At 39.5% G+C, this 19,347-nt stretch carries 23 protein-coding genes; 11 read left to right on the top strand and 12 right to left on the bottom strand.

Annotation, left to right across the window (positions count from 1 at the left end):
• Positions 1–34: 34 nt before the first annotated feature.
• The 8 genes from hypD to V7L20_RS00620 form a co-directional block, all read right to left on the bottom strand.
• Complete coding sequence (gene hypD, locus V7L20_RS00585) at positions 35–1,213, bottom strand: hydrogenase formation protein HypD (protein ID WP_334742188.1); 1,179 nt, start codon at positions 1,211–1,213, stop codon at positions 35–37.
• A 183-nt stretch (positions 1,214–1,396) separates the two neighbouring features.
• On the bottom strand, positions 1,397–1,657 hold the full coding sequence (locus V7L20_RS00590; protein WP_334742189.1) for a HypC/HybG/HupF family hydrogenase formation chaperone: 261 nt from the start codon (positions 1,655–1,657) through the stop codon (positions 1,397–1,399).
• A gap of 125 nt (positions 1,658–1,782) precedes the next feature.
• Positions 1,783–4,128 carry a carbamoyltransferase HypF gene (gene hypF / locus V7L20_RS00595; protein ID WP_334742190.1) on the bottom strand — a complete coding sequence of 782 codons (2,346 nt, stop codon included), beginning with the start codon at positions 4,126–4,128 and terminating at the stop codon, positions 1,783–1,785.
• A 20-nt stretch (positions 4,129–4,148) separates the two neighbouring features.
• Positions 4,149–5,363, bottom strand: a complete 1,215-nt coding sequence (locus V7L20_RS00600) for a hypothetical protein (protein ID WP_334742191.1) — start codon at positions 5,361–5,363, stop codon at positions 4,149–4,151.
• A 622-nt stretch (positions 5,364–5,985) separates the two neighbouring features.
• Positions 5,986–6,831 (bottom strand): NifU family protein, encoded by an 846-nt coding sequence (locus V7L20_RS00605; RefSeq protein ID WP_334742192.1) that lies wholly within the window; start codon positions 6,829–6,831, stop codon positions 5,986–5,988.
• An 83-nt stretch (positions 6,832–6,914) separates the two neighbouring features.
• Complete coding sequence (locus V7L20_RS00610) at positions 6,915–7,139, bottom strand: hypothetical protein (protein ID WP_334742193.1); 225 nt, start codon at positions 7,137–7,139, stop codon at positions 6,915–6,917.
• Between the two features lie 8 nt (positions 7,140–7,147).
• Complete coding sequence (locus V7L20_RS00615) at positions 7,148–7,414, bottom strand: hypothetical protein (RefSeq protein WP_334742194.1); 267 nt, start codon at positions 7,412–7,414, stop codon at positions 7,148–7,150.
• Between the two features lie 63 nt (positions 7,415–7,477).
• Positions 7,478–8,455, bottom strand: coding sequence for a hypothetical protein (locus V7L20_RS00620; protein ID WP_334742265.1), 978 nt, complete (start codon positions 8,453–8,455; stop codon positions 7,478–7,480).
• Positions 8,456–8,876: 421 nt separating this feature from the next.
• Here V7L20_RS00620 and V7L20_RS00625 point away from each other — a divergent pair, with 421 nt between their 5' ends.
• The 6 genes from V7L20_RS00625 (at position 8,877) to V7L20_RS00650 (ending at position 13,494) form a co-directional block, all read left to right on the top strand.
• On the top strand, positions 8,877–9,692 hold the full coding sequence (locus V7L20_RS00625; RefSeq protein WP_334742195.1) for an Rpn family recombination-promoting nuclease/putative transposase: 816 nt from the start codon (positions 8,877–8,879) through the stop codon (positions 9,690–9,692).
• A 20-nt stretch (positions 9,693–9,712) separates the two neighbouring features.
• Entirely contained in the window at positions 9,713–9,910 is a 198-nt protein-coding gene (locus V7L20_RS00630; protein ID WP_334742196.1) for a hypothetical protein, read from the top strand.
• A 20-nt stretch (positions 9,911–9,930) separates the two neighbouring features.
• Positions 9,931–10,116: a hypothetical protein gene (locus V7L20_RS00635; protein WP_334742197.1), complete on the top strand. Its 186-nt coding sequence runs from the start codon at positions 9,931–9,933 to the stop codon at positions 10,114–10,116.
• A 93-nt stretch (positions 10,117–10,209) separates the two neighbouring features.
• The gene (locus V7L20_RS00640; protein WP_334742198.1) at positions 10,210–10,557 is read left to right on the top strand and encodes a hypothetical protein; all 348 of its coding nucleotides are present in this window, start codon (positions 10,210–10,212) and stop codon (positions 10,555–10,557) included.
• Between the two features lie 299 nt (positions 10,558–10,856).
• Positions 10,857–11,819 carry a hydrogenase small subunit gene (locus tag V7L20_RS00645; protein WP_334742199.1) on the top strand — a complete coding sequence of 321 codons (963 nt, stop codon included), beginning with the start codon at positions 10,857–10,859 and terminating at the stop codon, positions 11,817–11,819.
• Between the two features lie 79 nt (positions 11,820–11,898).
• Entirely contained in the window at positions 11,899–13,494 is a 1,596-nt protein-coding gene (locus V7L20_RS00650) for a nickel-dependent hydrogenase large subunit (RefSeq protein WP_334742200.1), read from the top strand.
• Between the two features lie 133 nt (positions 13,495–13,627).
• Here the strand turns inward: V7L20_RS00650 and V7L20_RS00655 are convergent, their stop codons facing one another.
• The gene (locus tag V7L20_RS00655) at positions 13,628–14,137 is read right to left on the bottom strand and encodes a LabA-like NYN domain-containing protein (protein ID WP_334742201.1); all 510 of its coding nucleotides are present in this window, start codon (positions 14,135–14,137) and stop codon (positions 13,628–13,630) included.
• A gap of 385 nt (positions 14,138–14,522) precedes the next feature.
• On the opposite strand from V7L20_RS00655, the gene V7L20_RS00660 reads away from it, so the two are divergent.
• Positions 14,523–14,864, top strand: coding sequence for a type II toxin-antitoxin system RelE/ParE family toxin (locus tag V7L20_RS00660; protein ID WP_334742202.1), 342 nt, complete (start codon positions 14,523–14,525; stop codon positions 14,862–14,864).
• 4 nt (positions 14,865–14,868) lie between these two features.
• Positions 14,869–15,183 carry a helix-turn-helix domain-containing protein gene (locus V7L20_RS00665; protein ID WP_334742203.1) on the top strand — a complete coding sequence of 105 codons (315 nt, stop codon included), beginning with the start codon at positions 14,869–14,871 and terminating at the stop codon, positions 15,181–15,183.
• A gap of 350 nt (positions 15,184–15,533) precedes the next feature.
• Here the strand turns inward: V7L20_RS00665 and V7L20_RS00670 are convergent, their stop codons facing one another.
• A complete protein-coding gene (locus V7L20_RS00670) occupies positions 15,534–16,490 on the bottom strand; it encodes a hypothetical protein (protein ID WP_334742204.1) in 957 nt (318 codons plus the stop codon).
• Positions 16,491–16,808: 318 nt separating this feature from the next.
• Here V7L20_RS00670 and V7L20_RS00675 point away from each other — a divergent pair, with 318 nt between their 5' ends.
• The gene (locus V7L20_RS00675) at positions 16,809–17,231 is read left to right on the top strand and encodes a hypothetical protein (protein WP_334742205.1); all 423 of its coding nucleotides are present in this window, start codon (positions 16,809–16,811) and stop codon (positions 17,229–17,231) included.
• A 65-nt stretch (positions 17,232–17,296) separates the two neighbouring features.
• On the opposite strand, the gene V7L20_RS00680 is transcribed toward V7L20_RS00675, so the two are convergent.
• A complete protein-coding gene (locus V7L20_RS00680; protein WP_334742206.1) occupies positions 17,297–18,043 on the bottom strand; it encodes a GNAT family N-acetyltransferase in 747 nt (248 codons plus the stop codon).
• 107 nt (positions 18,044–18,150) lie between these two features.
• On the opposite strand from V7L20_RS00680, the gene V7L20_RS00685 reads away from it, so the two are divergent.
• Together V7L20_RS00685 and V7L20_RS00690 are read left to right on the top strand one after the other, a co-directional pair.
• Positions 18,151–18,375 carry a DUF433 domain-containing protein gene (locus V7L20_RS00685; protein WP_334742207.1) on the top strand — a complete coding sequence of 75 codons (225 nt, stop codon included), beginning with the start codon at positions 18,151–18,153 and terminating at the stop codon, positions 18,373–18,375.
• 54 nt (positions 18,376–18,429) lie between these two features.
• Positions 18,430–18,900 (top strand): hydrogenase maturation protease, encoded by a 471-nt coding sequence (locus V7L20_RS00690; protein ID WP_334742208.1) that lies wholly within the window; start codon positions 18,430–18,432, stop codon positions 18,898–18,900.
• Positions 18,901–18,957: 57 nt separating this feature from the next.
• Here the strand turns inward: V7L20_RS00690 and V7L20_RS00695 are convergent, their stop codons facing one another.
• Positions 18,958–19,332 (bottom strand): hypothetical protein, encoded by a 375-nt coding sequence (locus tag V7L20_RS00695; protein WP_334742209.1) that lies wholly within the window; start codon positions 19,330–19,332, stop codon positions 18,958–18,960.
• Between the last annotated feature and the right edge of the window lie 15 nt (positions 19,333–19,347).

Here is a 19,347-nt window from a genome sequence, read left to right on the forward strand (position 1 = left end):
AAGTTTTTTTTAAACGCAAAGAGATACAGAGTATTTAGTCTGAGGAGAAGCCGCAGGCGGGGAGAGGTTCTTGAGTGATTTTTGGTTTTTGGGTGATTGTTCTTTTGGCAATGGTGGAGAGTCGCCCATATTTGTAATAGGCTGCACAAGCGCCTTCAGAAGATACCATACAAGTACCAATGGGTGTTTCTGGCGTGCAAGCTGTACCGAATACTTTGCACTCCCAAGGCTTTAATACTCCTTTGAGAATTTCTCCACATTTACAAGCTTTATGGTCGGCTACTTTGAGGTTAGGAATGGTAAATTTAAGTTCGGCATCAAATTGGGCATATTCGGGTTTAATTTGTAATCCTGAATAGGGAATGTCACCTAAGCCACGCCAATCAAAACTATCTCGTACTGCAAAAACTTTATTTATGGCTTGCAAGGCTATTGTGTTTCCGCTTGTTTGAACAATTCGGTTATATTGATTTTCAACTTCACAACGATTTTCTACTAGCTGTTGCAATAGCATCCAAATTGATTGGAGAATATCTAAGGGTTCAAATCCTGAGACAACTATTGGTTTATTATATTGTTGGGAAATAAATTGATAAGGGTCAGTACCAATTACCATGCTGACATGGCCGGGCCCAACAAATCCATCTAGCTGTAAGTCGGGATTATCTAATAGTGCTTTGAGGGCGGGAATCACGAGAACGTGATTGCTAAACATACTAAAGTTATGAATTTTTTCGGCTGCTGCTTGCAGAATGGTAAAGGCGGTGCTGGGGGCTGTAGTTTCAAAGCCTAATGCGAAGAAAACTACTTCTTTGTCGGGGTTATCTTTGGCAATTTGCAGGCTATCTAGAGGAGAATACACCATACGGATGTCTGCACCTTGTGCCCTGGCTTGTAGTAAACTCGTTTTGGAACCAGGAACTCGCATTGCGTCGCCAAAGGTGGCAAAAATGACGTTATGATTTTGGGAGATTGCGATCGCATCATCTAACCTGCCTTTTGGCATAACGCATACTGGACAACCAGGGCCATGAATTAGTTCAATGGTTTGGGGTAAAATTTCTTCGATACCGTATTTAAATATGGAATGGGTATGTCCGCCGCATACTTCCATGATTTTGATGGGTTTTTCTAGCTGGTTGCATAATTTGGCAATTTCACGGTGTATGGCTTCAGCTTTTTCTATTTCGCGGAATTCGTCAACATATTTCATGGGGAGTGAGGAGTAGTGAGTTTTAAATATCTGTTAATTTCGCTTTTGTGGTAGGGAGTTTTTTTACGAACCGCAAAGGACGCATAGACACGAAGTGGCTTCCCGCAGGGTAGGGCGCGAAGGAAGAAAGAAATTTTAGACTTTTTCTCCGAGCCTCTGCGTGAAGCAAAAACGGTCTATTATTTAAGTACTAATTCCTGCTTGTGCTGCTGCTAGTTCTTGCAATAGTTGTAATGTTTCTGCCGCTTCTTGTTCATTAATTCGATTCATGGCAAAGCCAACATGTACTAATACCCAATCGCCAATACAAGCTTCAGGGGGATGTTTTTCATCTACGATACAAGCAATATTTACTTCGCGCTTAACACCACCAATGTTAACTATGGCTAATTTATGGTTAACGTTGGTAATTTCTATAATTTGTCCGGGAATTCCTAAACACATTTTTATTTTTTAAGATAAATTAATCACAGAGGCACAGAGAAGCCAGTGCGTTGGGCGGGTTCCCCGACTTAAAGCAACTGGCGCAACACAAAGAGAATTATTTGTGAGAAAATGGTTGCCAGATATTAACACTCATGTATTAATTGTGCAGCTGCAATAACTGCTTGTCCTAAAGATAATCCGCCGTCATTAGCTGGAACTAAGCTGTGAGTAAGTACTTTTATACCCAATGTTTGTAATCCTTTGGTAACTTGCTCTAACAATATACAATTTTGAAATACTCCTCCTGTTAGCGCTACGTGAGAAATCAGATTTTCTTGAGAAAGATGTTTCACCATTTGCACAATTGCGTTAGCTAAACCTTTGTGGAATTTGGCAGCCATAACTGGTTGTGGAATTTGCTGCTGTAAGTCGTTGAGCAAGGCTTGCCACATTGGACGCGGGTCTATACAGTAAATACTATCTGAAAAGCCAAAACTAAAAGGATAGATTAGCGTTTCTTTATGATTATTTAAGCTACTAACATCTACTATAGCTTCCATTGCGATCGCAGCTTGTCCTTCATAGCTACATTCATCTCTATAAATACCGATAGCCGCAGCCACTGCATCGAACAATCGCCCCACGGAAGAGGCTAAAGGAGAGTTAATCTCTTTCTCTATAAGTTGATTGAGTAGTTTTAGTGGCTTTTTTTTCAAAAATTTAAATATTTCTAAATCAGCATACTCTTGTTGGTAATCATCCCAAATATTAGTAGTAATTAATTGGGCATAGGTATTACGCCAAGGCTGATAAATTGCTTGTTCACCACCAATCATTGCTACTGGTTTAAATGTTGCTATTCGCTGAAATTTCCGGTAATCTGCTAAAAGAAATTCTCCGCCCCAAAGTGTACTATCATCACCGTAACCTAAACCATCTAAAGCGATACCTAATACCGGAGGCGAATTTAATGGAATCCCATTTTCTGCCATACAAGCGGCGATATGGGCGTGATGATGTTGGATTTGATGAATTTTGATTTGATTTGTATCTGCGAGTTCTTTACCCAGTTTGCTAGACAGGTATTCGGGATGTTTATCAATGGCGATTACTTCTGGTTTATGTTCAAATAAATTTAAGTATAAATTCAAAGTTTCTTCGTAAGCATTGAAAGCCGCAGCATTTTCTAAATCTCCCAGATGTTGAGAGAGAATGGCTTCTCCTTCACGCAACAGGCAAAAGGTATTTTTTAACTCACTACCCATTGCTAAAATTTGCGCTACATTGTCAAATCCTAGTGGTAAACTAATTGGTGCTGGTGCATATCCTCTGGCACGGCGAATTATTTGGGCTTTATCGCCGATAACACGCACAACAGAATCATCTACCCGATTAATAATCTCTCGATTGTGAAAGAGAAAATAATCAGCGATTGTCCCTAATTTTTCTCTTGCTTTGTCATTATCAATACATTGTGGTTCATCGGCAAGATTGCCACTTGTTAAAACAATTGGGCGATTCATCCGCCGCAAAATTAAATGATGTAAGGGCGTATAAGGTAGCATGAAACCAAGGGTCTTTTGCCCCGATGCTATCGATGGTGCTACTTTTTTACCTGTCGGTTGTAGTAAAACAATTGGTGCAGCAGAACTTGTCAATAATTCCTTTTCTTTAGCATTGACACTACAATATTGTTCAATTACCTCAATATCTCGCGCCATTAAAGCAAAGGGTTTATGATAGCGCTTTTTACGCTGACGCAGTTTTTGTACAGCAGTTTCCTGAGTTGCATCGCAAGCAAGATGAATACCACCTAAGCCCTTAATTGCTACAATCTCACCCTTTTGCAACAAAGTACAAACAGCATCAACATCATCTAGCATGGAGAACATGGAAGCAGTAACCGATTTTCCATCGCCGCGTTCTAACCAAGCTGAAGGGCCGCAAGCATGACAAGCTACAGGTTGGGCGTGAAAACGCCGATTTTCAATATTGTGGTATTCCTTTGCACATTCTGAACAGATGGCAAACGCAGACATACTGGTATTGCATCTGTCGTAAGGAATTGCACGAATAATACTCAGGCGGGGGCCGCAATTAGTACAGTTAGTAAAGGGATAGCGATAAAAGCGGCTAAAGGGGTCGAATATTTCTTGTTGACACTGTGGACAAGTGGCTGCATCAGGAGCAATTTCTGTTTTAATGGCATTACTGACACTAGTAGAAATCACAAAATTATCAAATTTAAATTCACCTTTATAAATAATTCTTGTTAGTTGATTAATTCTTGCCAATGGTGGACATTCTGTTTGTAATCTAGCAACAAATTCGGTTATTGCTTCCTCACTACCAGATACCCTAATTAATACACCTTGACCATCATTACAAACATCTCCACGCAAACCGCAAGCTTTAGCAAGACGATATACAGTAGGGCGAAACCCTACTCCTTGAACAGTACCACAAACTCTAATTTCTTCAGCCGCCATATAAATCTGACTTTCACAAATTACGAATTATTAAACTGCCACAGCAAAATTCGATTATTTCCAGAATCAGCTATGACTGCTGTTTTGTCACAAATTTTTATCCCGTAACACCAATTTAAGCTATCTCGTTTTGGCAGTCCGAAATTACGATTTTCACCTTTACTTTGAAAATTTATTTGTCCTGCTAACCCATCTGCCGCCGCACCTTGCAGTGATAAAATTGATTCTGGCTTCTTCCATGCTAACAAACGAGAATTAGCTGTATCTGCAACTACTAACCAATCATCAGCCACACCAACACCATAAGGCATACTCAAACTATTAGCACTTGGCAAATAAACTCCTTGATTCATTTCCACAAAATCAAAGTTTTTTTGTCCTAAAACTACTGCACAAGGAGTATTATTTTCTGTTGGTATTCCCTGCCAAATCATTACTCGATGATTACCTGCATCGCTGAGAACCAGATTTTCTCCCCAAAAGGTGATATCGTGACACCAACGCATACTCGCTGCGGTTGCAGAAGCACCGCCGTTTTCATTGCGAGATATCATATCCGGTTGTCCCAAAACTACATCAGCAGGTTGACCATTTTCTATTGGTAACTGATGCCAGATTAATACTCTTCGATTACCAGTGTCAGCAGTAAATAGTCGTCCTTGATGATAAAAAACACCATAGGGCCAATGCATTGTATTAGCAGATGCTGCTTGATTTCCTTGATTTGGTTGATTATCGGTAAAATTAACTTGCCCTAACACCAAATCTGCTGGAACATTGTTATCTTCTGGTAAGTTTTTCCAAATCAAAACCCGATGATTCCAAGCATCTGCTACAGCTAACCCTTCGCCGCAAGCACAAATCCCTGTTGGTACACTTAAAGTTGCCCTTCCTGGTGTATTTTTAGCATTTTGTCCCTCATGATAAAAATCAGGTTGTCCAATTACCCAATCAGCAGGTTGACTATCTCTAGTGGGTAAATTCTGCCATCCTAATAATCGATGATGTCCTGTATCTGATACCCATAATGGGCCAGTTTCTGATAATAAACAAGCACCACGAGGCCCAAACATTGTTACGGGACTGGGTGCTACAGGTATTACTAATTGTTCTGGTTCAATAATATTGCCTAAAATTACCTCTGCACCTTGAGGTGATAAAGGTAATTCTTGAGAAATTTCTGTTACTTCTAGCGGTAATTGTGATATTGGATTAATTTTGATTGGAATATCCATGAACCGCAGATAGACACTAATAATTATTTAAAATCATTAATGTTGATTAGCGTGTAACAACAGTAACAGTTTGGCATTATGCTTTTTTCAAATTAAGTTAAAACCTTTAATCGTCTTAATCAAGCTTGAAAAAATCTAGCTAAATTTAGTAATTTTTACTACATAGGGAATTTTCGGCATGAGTGCGTGATATACTGAAATGAGAAAGCAAACTGGGGTTTGAGAAAGTAAAAGTTAATTTTGCTTACGGAAAACACTAAAATGAGTAAGTAAAAGCTGCTTTTGCTTGCGGAAAACACCAAAATGAGTAAGCAAACTGGGGTTTGAATAAGTCAAATGACCTTTTGCTTGCGGAAAACACCAAAATGAGTAAGCAAACTGGGGTTTGAATAAGTCAAATGCCATTTTGAGAAAGTAATATGTCATTTTGCTTTCTCAAAACACTAAAATGAATACCTGAATTACACAAATAACAATAAATTCAGGGATATTCAGAAAGCATTCAAACCTTTTGCTTGTACAAGACACTAAAATAAATGCGCGAACTACTGAAATGAAAAAGTAAAGTAGCTGTGATTGAATAATCGTCAAGTATATCTGCTGAAATGTTACCTTTGCATCCTCATTTTTGCAGTTTCACAAAAACTTTATTGTCTTTAATCTTCACTGGATATGACTGAAGCGAAATATCAGGCACAGTTAAGCATTCACCTGTTTCTAAATTATACTGGAATCCGTGGGAAGGACAGGTAATAACCCCATTTTCAACTTTACCTTTTTCTAAAGGAGATCCTAGATGAGCGCAAGCATTACGGTAACATGTTACTGTAACACCTTGACGATATAAAATTAGTGAAGTACCAGCAAGTTGTACTACCAATACATTAAATTCAGGAACTTGCTCAATAGTCGCTACTTTGATCCAAGTAGAAGTTATTTTGGAAGAAAATGGACTGATTAAACCAGAATTTGCGTTGTTAACAGTAGGGTTGTTAGTGACTGCAACTATTTTGGTAATTTCAGGACAATGGTTTTTGATTGCCTGTTCTACTCCTTGAGATAAAGTTAAAGTAGAAGCTGGACAACTGCTGCAAGTTCCGATTAATCTAACTTCTACTGTATCTGGTGGCTTAATAGCCACTAGTTCTACATCTCCATTATGGCTTTTTAAACCTGGGCGAACTTCTTCAAGGGCTGTCTGAATACGCTGTGCTAATGGTGGTTTTGGTGGTTTAACTAATTCGTGATACAGTAGCACTGCATACACTACTTCATCAGCAACAGCATGACGCAAAGCTGACATTGATTCTTGTTTTAGGCTTTTAATCAAATTAGTCAAAGCAGCTTTATGCAAAGCCTCAATTGCTCTTTTCAGACCTACTGCTACACACCTTTGGCTTTCATCCCACTCGGATATAATCGCCTCAAAGCGATTAATTTCCTGAACTAATTCTTCAAGGTTTGTCATTGGGCATTGGGCATTGGGGATTGGGCATTGGGTATTGGAAAAACAACTAAACAAAGGACAAATGAATAATGAATAATGACAATTCACTTCATTTTGAAATTCTTGAGGAGAAATGGCATAATCATGCCTGTTACTAAACTAGATAATATTATTGGTAAGTAAAAGGGAATTGGGGCTTGTGCAAGGAACACTAGTAGTAAAAAACTTACAGCAATACCAATAGTAGTTTGTTTCAGAAAATATATTGGGTCGCGTAGTAGCTTTCCTTTAAAAAATAACTTGGCAGAAAACCATCCTATCTCTAACATATTTTCTCCTAGTAATTTGCTAATAAATTTAAGACTGCAAGCCCTAATAAAATACCGGGAATTACACCCGCAGGAGCAAATAATGCACCAAGCATTGCTGAAAATTGATAGCCTATATCTTTACCAGCTAACAGCATTCCGCCAATTGCACCCCCAATCATAGACAAGGCTGTGGCGATAATTAACCACACAAATTCTGTTGCTATGTTCAAGTCACCATCTGCTAAACTTGTGATAAAATTTATCAGGTTTGGGTAGGTAAAAATATCTATCATGCTGTTTCGTCCTGATTATTAAAGTAAAAAGTGAAGAGTTAGGAAGCAAATTAGATTCATAACTCATAACTTATAGCTCTTCATTTCTGCTTCTATATCTTGTAGGGCTTGGGCTACTACCTCTGCTTGTCCAATTTGTTCGTATTTGGTAAATATTTCTAAAGCTTCTTGATAGTAGATACGCGCTTGCAAAAGATTTTGAGGATTACTAGCTTCTGGTTTTTCCTGGTCGTCTGGTAAGTTGAATAGGGCGTTGGCTTTGTTAGAAATTGTGTTAGCGTATTCTACAGGTGTATCTTTGGCGTTACGCACTTTTAGGGCTTCGTCATAAGCTGCGATCGCCTTTAAATTATTCTCTACAGGGTGGGAACTCACTAAATATTGCAAAGCGTTACCCAAATTATTTTGCAACATCGCATATTCTCTAGGATGGTCAATCAAATTAATATGCTTTAGTGCTACCTCAAATGATTGCACAGCTAACCCTTGACGCAAGTATTCTCGTTCTGATGCTAGGGGCATAGAAAGGTAAGCGATCGCAATATTGTTATACAAAATCGCGTATTCTTGGGGGTAATCTTCCCAAGTAAACACCCGCAACGCTTCATGATAAGCCTGGATGCTGTCGGTTATCCGTGCCAAATTGAACGGTACAAGCGACTGCAACACCAGCCCAAAATTCATCTGTGTTTCTGCTACTTCCTCTGGGGAAGCTAATTGTTGTAAAATCGGCAAGGCTTCTTCATAACCTGCTTTCGCTTGCAGCAGCAGTTGGTAGTCAGCATCGGGTATTGCTTGTAAAGTCCCCGCCATGCCCACTTGGGCCCTAGCTTTTAATAGGGGATACTCCTCACCACACATTTGATATGCCCGGTAATATAAACCAACTGCATTCCGCAAGTCTTGGGCAGCTTTGGGCTTTTTTTGAAAACCCTGTGCTATCTCAATCAGCATTTGGATTTTTTCCTCTGCTGAGGCTGACTCCGATGCAACAGCTGCAATTGCAGCCTTCACTGCTGAATCTGTAATGCTGGGGGTCATAACTCTGCCGTACTCTAGCCAATTGGGAATTGAGTCTGTCAACACCCATGAATGATCGAGACACGCGATCGCATCTCATCACGGGCCATACTGATTTACGCAGGCTTCGAGTCCTTTAGGCAAAATTCCCCTTTTTAGTTTGAGACTAGGATTAGTGACTGGGGGTTAAGGAAGAGTTTTCCCAGTCCCCAATCCCTAAAATATAAAACACCTTGTTTCTAAAATTCTAGGGGGAAATTGCTAATATTAATGTCAGCTTTAAACATCTAATATTTTTTAAATATTTTTTGTATCATCGTCTTATACAATTTAAATATTTTTTATTGAATTATTGACATACATAATATTTAGTGTACTTTAAATATTCACCACGGAATCGTCGAAGTGTAAAATATATTCATCAACTGTAAAGCAAGCCCCCTTGAAAACAGACAGCATCTTCTATCGGATTTTTCAGAGTATCCCCAGCACTTTCTTTGAACTGATTAACCAACCACCCCAACTAGCTAGTGCTTATCAATTTTCTTCAGTCGAAGTCAAACAACTAGCTTTTAGAATCGATGGCGTCTTTCTTCCAAATGCAGCAGAACTGCCCATTTATTTTGCTGAAGTGCAATTTCAACCAGACAAAAAGTTCTACTCACGTTTATTTACTGAAATCTTTAACTATCTTGACAAAACCGAATTAACCAACAATTGGCGTGGTGTTGTCATCTTCCCCAACCGCAGCGTTGATACTGGAGATACCGAAAGATATACAGAATTGCTCAACTCACAACGCGTGACTCGCGTCTATCTTGACGAATTAAGCTCAATCGAAGCATCATCAATCGGCATAGAGACAGTTAAACTCATCATCGAACCTGAATTAACTGCGACAACAAGAGCTATAGAAATAGTCAACAGTGCCCGACAGCAAGTTCTAGATGTCGCTACTACTAGGGAAATTATACAATTGATAGAGACAATATTAATCTATAAGTTACCGCGATTGAGCCGGGAGGAGATCGGAAAAATGTTTGGAGCAAATGAGTTAAAGCAAACTAGATTTTACCAAGATGTTTTTGCGGAAGGTAAACAAGAAGGTAAACAAGAAGGTAGACAAGAAGGTAGACAAGAAGGTAAGTTAGAAGCCGTACCCCAGTTATTAGGGTTGGGTTTAAGTATTCAGCAGATAGCTCAAGCGTTAGGTTTGGACGAACAACTTGTTAGGCAAGCTGCACAACCGAAATCCTAAAACAGGAGGAGATCGGAAAAATGTTTGGATCAAATGAGTTAAAGCAAACTAGATTTTACCAAGATGTTTTTGCGGAAGGTAGACAAGAAGGTAAACAAGAAGGTAAGTTAGAAGCCGTACCCCAGTTATTAGGGTTGGGTTTAAGTATTCAGCAGATAGCTCAAGCGTTAGGTTTGGACGAACAACTTGTTAGGCAAGCTGCACAACCGAAATCCTAAAACAGGAGGAGATCGGAAAAATGTTTGGAGCAAATGAGTTAAAGCAAACTAGATTTTACCAAGATGTTTTTGCGGAAGGTAAACAAGAAGGTAAGTTAGAAACGATACCCCAGTTATTAACGCTGGGGTTGAGTATTGAGCAGATAGCTCAAGCGTTAGGTTTGGACGAACAAGTTGTTAGACAAGCTATACAACCAAAATCCTAAAACAATAGGGTGGGCGAAGGCTTAACAGTGCGTTTAATAGAGACGATATTAATTTACAAGTTGCTGCGATTGAGCCAGGAGGAGATTGGAAAAATGTTTGAATTAAATGACTTGAGGCAAACTAGGTTTTTCCAAGATGTTTTTGAAGAAGCTAAACAAGAAGGTAAGCGAGAAGTTTTTGAAGAAGCTAAACAAGAAGGTAAGTTAGAAGTGATACCGCACTTGTTAGCGTTTGGTTTCAGTATTGAGCAGATAGCTCAAGCGTTAGGTTTGGACAACAAGTTGTTAGGCAAGCTGCACAACCAAAATCTTAAAACAACTGATATATACCTGACGGAGCATAAAACCTTGCGCCCCTATATTTTTCTATTTTTGGCTCAATTATTGCATAAAAATCTGATGGTTAAAAATACTCATCACCTCACACAGATTAACAATTGATAGTAATTTTTATTAATAATTAGAGAGTTTTAACGTGATAATTAAGCATATTGAGGTTATTAACGTCAAGACTTAAAAATCATTTGCATTTAGCGAATATGTCACATATATAACAGACATAATCTTTTAAAATAATCTTGAAATAATTTAATTTTTTGTTAATGATTAATTCTTTTTTCATGAAAGTAAATTAGATAAAAAATATCTTACTATTGATAAATAAATATTGATAAACAGGTGAGACTTTACAAGCATTATCACCTACTCATGCATGGGAACAATACAAAAATATCTAGCCGATGACTAACGTATTATGGCTACAAGGTGGTGCTTGTTCAGGCAACACCATGTCATTCCTCAACGCTGAAGAACCAACAGTCTGCGATTTAATTGCCGATTTTGGCATCAAGGTACTTTGGCATCCATCCTTGGGATTGGAAATAGGCAAAAACTTGCAAACACTGCTATGGGACTGCATTTCTGGCAAAATTCCTTTAGATATCTTGGTGTTTGAAGGCAGTGTTGTTAATGCCCCCAATGGCACTGGTGAATGGAATCGGTTTGCCGATCGCACCATGAAAGATTGGTTACTAGACCTGGCGAAAGTTGCTCATTTTATCGTCGCTGTCGGAGACTGTGCCACTTGGGGAGGAATTCCCGCCATGTCACCCAACCCCAGCGAATCGGAAGGTTTGCAATTTCTCAAACGTCAAGAAGGCGGTTTGTTAGGCAAAGACTTCCTTTCGCTAGCCGGATTACCTGTAATTAATATACCTGGATGTCCCGCCCATCCCGACTGGATTACGCAGATATTAGTTGCGATCGCTACTGGACGCATAGCAGACATTGCTTTAGATGAACTAAATCGTCCCCAAACTTTTTTCAACACTTATACCCAAACAGGTTGTACCCGCAACGTCCACTTTGCCTATAAAGCCTCAACCGCCGAATTTGGTCAACGCAAAGGCTGCTTATTTTATGACTTAGGTTGTCGCGGCCCCATGACTCATTCCTCTTGTAACCGCATCTTATGGAACCGCGTTTCTTCCAAAACCCGCGCTGGAATGCCTTGTTTAGGTTGCACAGAACCAGAATTTCCCTTCTTTGACCTCAAACCAGGAACCGTATTCAAAACCCAAACAGTCATGGGCGTTCCTAAAGAATTACCGCCAGGGGTGAACAAAAAAGAATACGCCTTACTCACAATGGTCGCCAAAGATGCAGCACCACCTTGGGCAGAAGAAGACTTTTTTACTGTTTAGGGAATGGGGCATTGGGCATTGGTTATTTCTTCCTCATTCCCCATTTTCCACTTCCCTTAATAATTAGAAGGAGAACAGAATGGGAATTCAATCATTAGACATATCGCCCGTTGGTAGAGTTGAAGGCGATTTAGATGTTCGAGTCGATATTGAACACGGACGTGTAGTCAACGCTTGGACACACGCCGAACTATTTCGCGGATTTGAAGTTATCTTACGCGGTAAAGATCCCCAAGCTGGATTAATTGTCACACCTCGCATTTGCGGTATTTGCGGCGGTTCTCACCTAACTTGTGCATCTTGGGCATTAGATACAGCTTGGGAAACAGAAGTTCCCCGCAATGCAATTTTAGCCAGAAATCTCGGCCAAATTGTCGAGACAATTCAAAGCATCCCCCGCTATTTTTATGGACTGTTTGCCATTGATTTAACCAATAAAAAATACCGCAATAGTCGTTATTATGAGGAAGCTACCAGACGCTTTGCTGCTTTTAGTGGCAAATCTTATGAACTAGGCATAACAATTTCCGCTAAACCTGTAGAAATTTATGCACTCTTAGGCGGACAATGGCCCCATTCTAGCTATATGGTTCCCGGTGGCGTGATGTGCGCCCCCACTTTAACAGACATTACCCGCGCTTGGGCGATTCTAGAATATTTCCGCACCAATTGGTTAGAACCAGTGTGGTTGGGTTGTTCTTTAGAACGCTATGAACAAATCGAGACTTATGACGACTTCAGAGACTGGTTAGATGAAAATCGAAATCATCGAGATTCCGATTTAGGTTTTTATTGGCGGATGGGTTTAGACATCGGTTTAGATAGATATGGCGCTGGTGTTGGTAAATATGTCACTTGGGGATATTTAGCCCATGAAGATAAATACCAAAAGCCAACTATCGAAGGACGAAATGCGGCGATGATTATGAAAAGTGGAGTGTACGACAGCTTCGCACACACTCACACCTTAATGGATCAGTCATTTACCCGCGAGAATACAACTCACTCTTGGTACGATGAAGGGACAGAGGATATTCATCCTAGCGATCGCAATACTAAACCCATTGCAAATAATACCAAAGACTTAGATAACGCCTACTCTTGGTCGAGTGCAGTCCTGCACAAAGACTTCGGACGTTTGGAAACTGGCCCCTTAGCGCGTCAATTAGTCGCAGGTGGCAAACATGGCGAATCTTGGCAGCACTACGACGGCTTTATCCTCGATGTCTTCAAACGGATGGGTGGTGCTAGTATTCATGTCCGTCAGCTTGCACGACTTCACGAAATTGTCAAGTTATATCGCCAAGCCGAACACTGTTTACGCGAATTCAAATTAAACGACCCTTGGTATATCAAACCCACTGAAAAAGATGGTCGTGGTTGGGGTGCAACCGAAGCAGCACGGGGTTCCTTATCTCACTGGGTAGAAGTAGAGGGCGGTAAGATTAAGAATTACCAAGTGATTGCCCCTGGTACTTGGAATATTGGCCCTCGTGACGGTGATGGAATGCGCGGGCCCATTGAAGAAGCTTTAATTGGGACACCCATTTACGATTCTAGCGATCCGGTGGAAGTTGGTCATGTGGCGCGATCATTTGATTCTTGTTTAGTGTGTACAGTTCACGCTCATGATGCTAAGACGGGTGAAGAGTTGGCGCGTTTTCGTACTGCATAAAAGATGCTATAGCTAATGGTTAATTATCATTTAATTAATCATTAGCTGTGTTTTTATTATATTACGCAAGGATGTTATGTAATCATCAAAAATGGGAGCCGCTTAAGTAATCAAATCCGAGCGTAAGACGTTTTTAGGCTATTTCCTTCTCTCTTAATAGCTGGTCTTTGATGGTTTGAACATCAACGTAGTGCATACCAGCAACCTCACGCAGTTCCTTTGCCATAAATCCTTGCGTGGATAAAATGAGAAATCTCTTGCCTCTTGCTTTTAGCAATTTGAGAGGTCTCTCAAAATCACCATCTCCACTAACAAGGACTGCCATGTCATAGTTATCAATTGTATTGAACATATCCAATACAATCTCAATATCTAGGTTTGCCTTTCTTTTCTCAGAACCATCATCTTGAATGATTATTTTCAAATCTTTTGTCTCAAGAGAAAAGCCTATATAACCAAGAAAATCTAAAAATTTTTGTTGTTGAGCTTCAGGAGGAGCCTCTACACCCACATAATAAACTGCATCAACAATCTCCCCTTTTGTTTTAATAAAATCAAGTAACCTTTTGGGATCAATCCACCATCCAAGCTGTCTCTGCATATAAAAAAAGTTTGCACTGTCTACAAATACTGATATACGCATTTAGGAATCACCTCTGAAATAATTAAAGCTTGCCAGCAATTCACCGGATTATTTTTCATCGGTTCTGTTATAACTATTGTTATTTTGATAGTCAATTACTTACTTAAATTTAAATGTTAATACTTAATTAAAATTTCTAAATTTTGTCACAATTTTAGGACATACTTACTCGAAAATAGAAATAATATTCTCACAGCGCAAGAATGACTGGAACACAAGGATAAAAAACTGTAAAAAATTATATCCAGTTTCTTCACTGTGATTGAATATATTTAATGATCCTCTACTCAAGAATGATAGTTACTGTCTATACCACCAAAGAAGCGATCGCTCCATCTATAGCTATTAAAGCTACAAATATATCAAATATGATATAAATAAGGGCATGGATGAAAACGATAAACCTTTAGTTTGGTTGCATGGTGAGGTTAAAACTCCGCCATTTAGCCTGGAAGCATGCATAGAGGTAGGTGTACTGCTCAGATGCTTGCAACAAGGCGAAAACCTTGATATGCCTCATTCAAGACCCATGCCAAGTATTGGAGTACACTGTCATGAACTACGAGTTCGAGACGCAGATAAAAACTGGCGAATTATTTACCGAGTTGATGACGATGCAATTTTGATTCTTGAAATCTTTAACAAAACAACTAGAGCTACACCAGCTAGTGTAATTAAAAACTGCAAAAAACGATTGAAGAAATATGAAATAGACACGAAGGACTAATGTTATGGATAAAGCTAAAAGAGAACGTTTAGAAGCAAAGGGCTGGAAAGTTGGCACAGTTTCCGAATTTTTAGAACTCACACCACAAGAAACCACCTTAATTGAGATTAAATTAGCCCTCAGCCGTAACCTCAAAGAACGGCGACAAAAATTGATGACACAAGTAGAGTTGGCAGAGAAAATTAACTCTAGCCAACCCCGTGTTGCCAAAGCTGAGAATGGTGATGCTTCGGTTTCTATTGAACTCTTAATACGTGCAATGCTAGCAACAGGTGCAACACCTCAAGAAATAGGACAAGTAATCGCCCAAACAAGGTGAGGATTCCGCTTTACTAAGAAAAAATATATGATTCCAATTATGCGTAAACACGCAGCAGCTTGTCGATAAACATCGGTCTACCCAAGAATAGTCATTTTTTTACTGGATAAGTCATCCACCTGAGCGATCGCTCAAAAGACAAATTCACAACAGGCATTCTAACTGATGACTTACAGAATAACGGTTGTGTTTAGCGATAGCTAATAAATGTTGTAATTCACCAGGGGCTTCAGTGCATCCTGTGCAATACCCAGTGCTGGTTATGGTGGTTTACCCAACTATAGCTTTTGAATGAAGCAGCGATCGCATTAGTTATTGCAGCGATCGCAGCAAAGCGGACTGCTATAGTATTAGACCTTTAGAATATTTGCTGCTATTTGCTGTGCTACATCTTCATTTTGCCAGTAACTTCCGTGAGCGCTGCCGCCATTTGCCAAAGCCAAAAAGGTTTGTCGGATGGGGGGAGTTTGAGCAAATAAATTTAATAAACCAGAATCACCAGTGAGAACGTCTTTTACGTCAACATAAGAACCAGAATCGGGAATTAACTTGGCGATGAGATTTTCTAGCGGCCAAGCAATTGGATCGCCAGGATGAATAAAATTGAGCCAACACAACTCCCCATGTACCTGGGTAAGCTTCTTCAACAAATTACTTAAACCAGGGCTGATGTCATGAGTACTTTCATCTTTAGCATTTCTACCATTGATAGTAATTAAGCTAAACAAGGCAATGGGAGAACCCATAGTTTGAATGCTAGCCAGTCGGATACCTGTTGTAGGGTTGTCCCCAATGCCATAAAGCTTATCTCGAATATCCTTTACACTCTGATAGCCAGGAATGTCCTGATTATCCCAACGGCTGGCAAACAGAATGTCAAATAGTATAACCGTCCCCCAACTGTGAGTCACTAAATGTAGGCGATCATCCTGCCCATGTTTTTCTAAGCCTTTAAATGTTTGGTCTTTAAGTTGTTCAGCCGCCATTGATCCAATTAGGCGACTGATGTAGAGTCCTGCATCCCCGACAAATTGCAATATTTGCTTTTGGCGAAAATCCTGAAACCAGAGTTGGTTCCACTTAGACGAGCCTTTGAGGTTTGTTAATAGTTCATTCAAGGCGCTTTCGTTCACATCACCCCAGTAAAGAGGTACTTTGACGCATTCACGATTACCACCTTTGTGCTGGACTAGGTTAACAATCGACTTAAACAAGTTGTCGGCATAAGTATAATTATGGTTCTTTTCGTTTTCTTTCGATTCCCGTACATTTACCCCATGCAGAAATAAAATATAATCTTTTCCCATAGCTAACTCTGCCTTCCTTAAACTAATTAATCAAAGTCGATGGTAATATTCTTTAGATTCCCATGATAAATACAACTTGAATACATCTGTAAATATTATTTAAAATATATCCTTGTAATTGTGGTTTTCCCGTAAATCGACAAGTATTCGACTATGACGGGCATCATCGCTTTAGTCTAGGGTGATTTTTGCTTAAAATATCTAATAATCTAACTATTTATTCAAAACTCGTAGCGTAACACACCAAAACTTCTAGAAACGATGCGTTAGGCTGGCATTAATGCACTTGCATAAAACAGAAATTTACACGGTAAGCTTGTGTCTGATTTAGCGCTACATCAATATCTGCCTCGTGTTCCCGATGCAGTATTGCAAGAATTCATCGAATGGTGTGTTTTAGAACAGGCGAAAGCCGCAGAATGTAACTTTACTCCAGATAGAAGTAAGTTAGATAATTTGCCACCAGCAGACTACATCCCAAAACTTGTCGATCAGTTCATGAAAGTTAAACCAGACCCAATTAAAGCAGGTTTGGTAGCTGCGATCGCTGGTAAGGAAGCAGATCAACATGCTTTATCCGGTTTAGCGATCGCAGCTGATTTTGTATCTCTTTATGTTAAGTATTTAATTCCTAAAGAGGGAAGTACAAAAGAAGAGGCTGAAGAGATATTAACTAAAGTATCACAAGATCAGTCTGAGAAACTTACTGAAATTGCTAAGAAACATGGTATAGAGTTCTAATTTCCTGCTGATAAATTCTTTTTCAGAGGCTTTGTCTGTCTCATAAGTCAAAGCCTCTGTTTCAGTCACTGCTGATTGCCTAAGCTACAGTCTACTCGATACCAATACTCATACATTGGTTCATAGCCGAGTTTTTCATATAGGTTGCAAGCTGGAATATTTGCCTTCACTACTTGTATATAAGAAAAGTAAGCTCCTTTATCAATACCCCATTGAAGCAAACCCTGAATAATTGCTGTGGCATAGCCGCGCCGTCTTTGCATCGGACTGGTAACAAGGTCAAAAATGCCTAAATAACCGCTTTCTAAAACACCTATCCCACAGGCAACAATTTCTTCATCTTGTTTGAATGAGACAAACAAGGTTTCTGACTGTATTCCTGCCAATATCATCCGATGAGTACTTAATTGCTGCTCTTTTAAAGCTTTCAAATTATGGTAAGCAAGCAACCAATCATTCAAAGTTTCCTGATTTATAACAAATGTGTTATTAAGCGATCGCTCTGATAATGTCATGCCCATTACTAGGGATGGCTCAATTAGTTGATATCCCCTTGTGGCTAGCCGTTCATCTAATACCTCTGGGTTAGTAAATGAGAGCAAGCGGAAAATAGGGTTTTGTTTACGCGCTCCATATTGGGATTCGCAATAAGTAATCTTTTCTTCAATGTCTAAACCAATTTCATCCAGAACTGTCACTGAATTTGCTCGCTTGGTGTAGCCATCAGCAAAACGCATCAGCCAACCACGATGGTTGATAGTTTCAAAAGCAGGCCATGCTTTCAATGAAATTTCTTCAACTATTCTATGCATTTAGAACTGGCAACAAATGTTTACCTATTTATTTAACCACTCCTAAAGGTTAAGCAACGCGACTCTTTATCTTAAAATTGAGGAAACATATTAAACTTTATAGTTATATGGACAGAATTGTAGTTAACTCTCACATTCATTTCGGTAAACCTTGCATCGCAGGCACACGCATTACTGTACAAAGCATTCTTGAACTGCTCAATGACGGACTTCCATTTGAAGAAATTATCCGAGACTACTATCCAGACCTACAAATTGAAGATATTCGTGCCTGTATAGGATGCGCGATCGCGCTAGTGGCGGCTGAAGACATTCGCCTAGTATCTATTTGAACATGAGATTATTACTAGATCAATGCAACTGCTTAAACAATCAAATATTATCCCATGCTCACTATTATCGGTTGCGGCAATCTAAATCGCAGTGATGATGCAGTAGGCGTAATCATTGCCCAACGCTTACAAAAATATCTAGCTGAAAACCCTCATCCTAAAGTGCAAGTATATGATTGTGGCACCGCAGGGATGGAAGTAATGTTTCAAGCTAGAGGTAGTAAAGAATTAATAATTATTGATGCAAGTTCAACAGGTTCTGAACCTGGTGCTGTGTTTAAAGTTCCAGGAAAAGAATTGGAAGCTTTGCCAGAACCTAGTTATAACTTGCACGATTTTCGTTGGGATAATGCTTTAGCCGCCGGACGGAAAATCTTTCAAAATGACTTTCCCCAAGAGGTGACAGTTTATTTAATTGAGGCGGCAAATCTTGGTTTTGGACTGGAGTTGAGTACTGCTATCAAACATTCTGCTGATGTGGTCTTTGAAGAGGTAGCTGCACTGATCAGCCAGAATATTAACTAATCCAAAATCCAAAATCGTTCGACTGAGCGTAGCCAAAGTCTAAAATCCAAAATTGAATTATGCCCAATCCCGATAAACAGAAAGTTCATCTACCCTCATTTCAAAAGGTATGCCTTGACTTTCTGGCGGACAAACACGGATTTTAGCACTGTTAATAATTCCATATAGCAACGTCCCCATAGGCACAATTTGTTGTAAAACACGCCAATTAGTAACTTGATCGGGACATTCAATTACCAATGTTAAAGCATTGGCATGGGTTGTAACATACCACCGACAATTAGATAGCAGGTTTTGAATCGTGCGATCACAAGCGTCATAAAAATATCTACTAATAGAATCTTCTAGTTGCTGCCGCAGTATAATATCCGCAGATGTCGGTTGTATAGGATGTGAGTCATCACCATTTAAGTAATACATCTTTCTAGCCATCTCTCTTTAGCTTCC

The organism is Nostoc sp. (genome assembly GCF_036916735.1).
In the GTDB taxonomy this organism is placed as follows: Bacteria; Cyanobacteriota; Cyanobacteriia; order Cyanobacteriales; family Nostocaceae; genus Nostoc.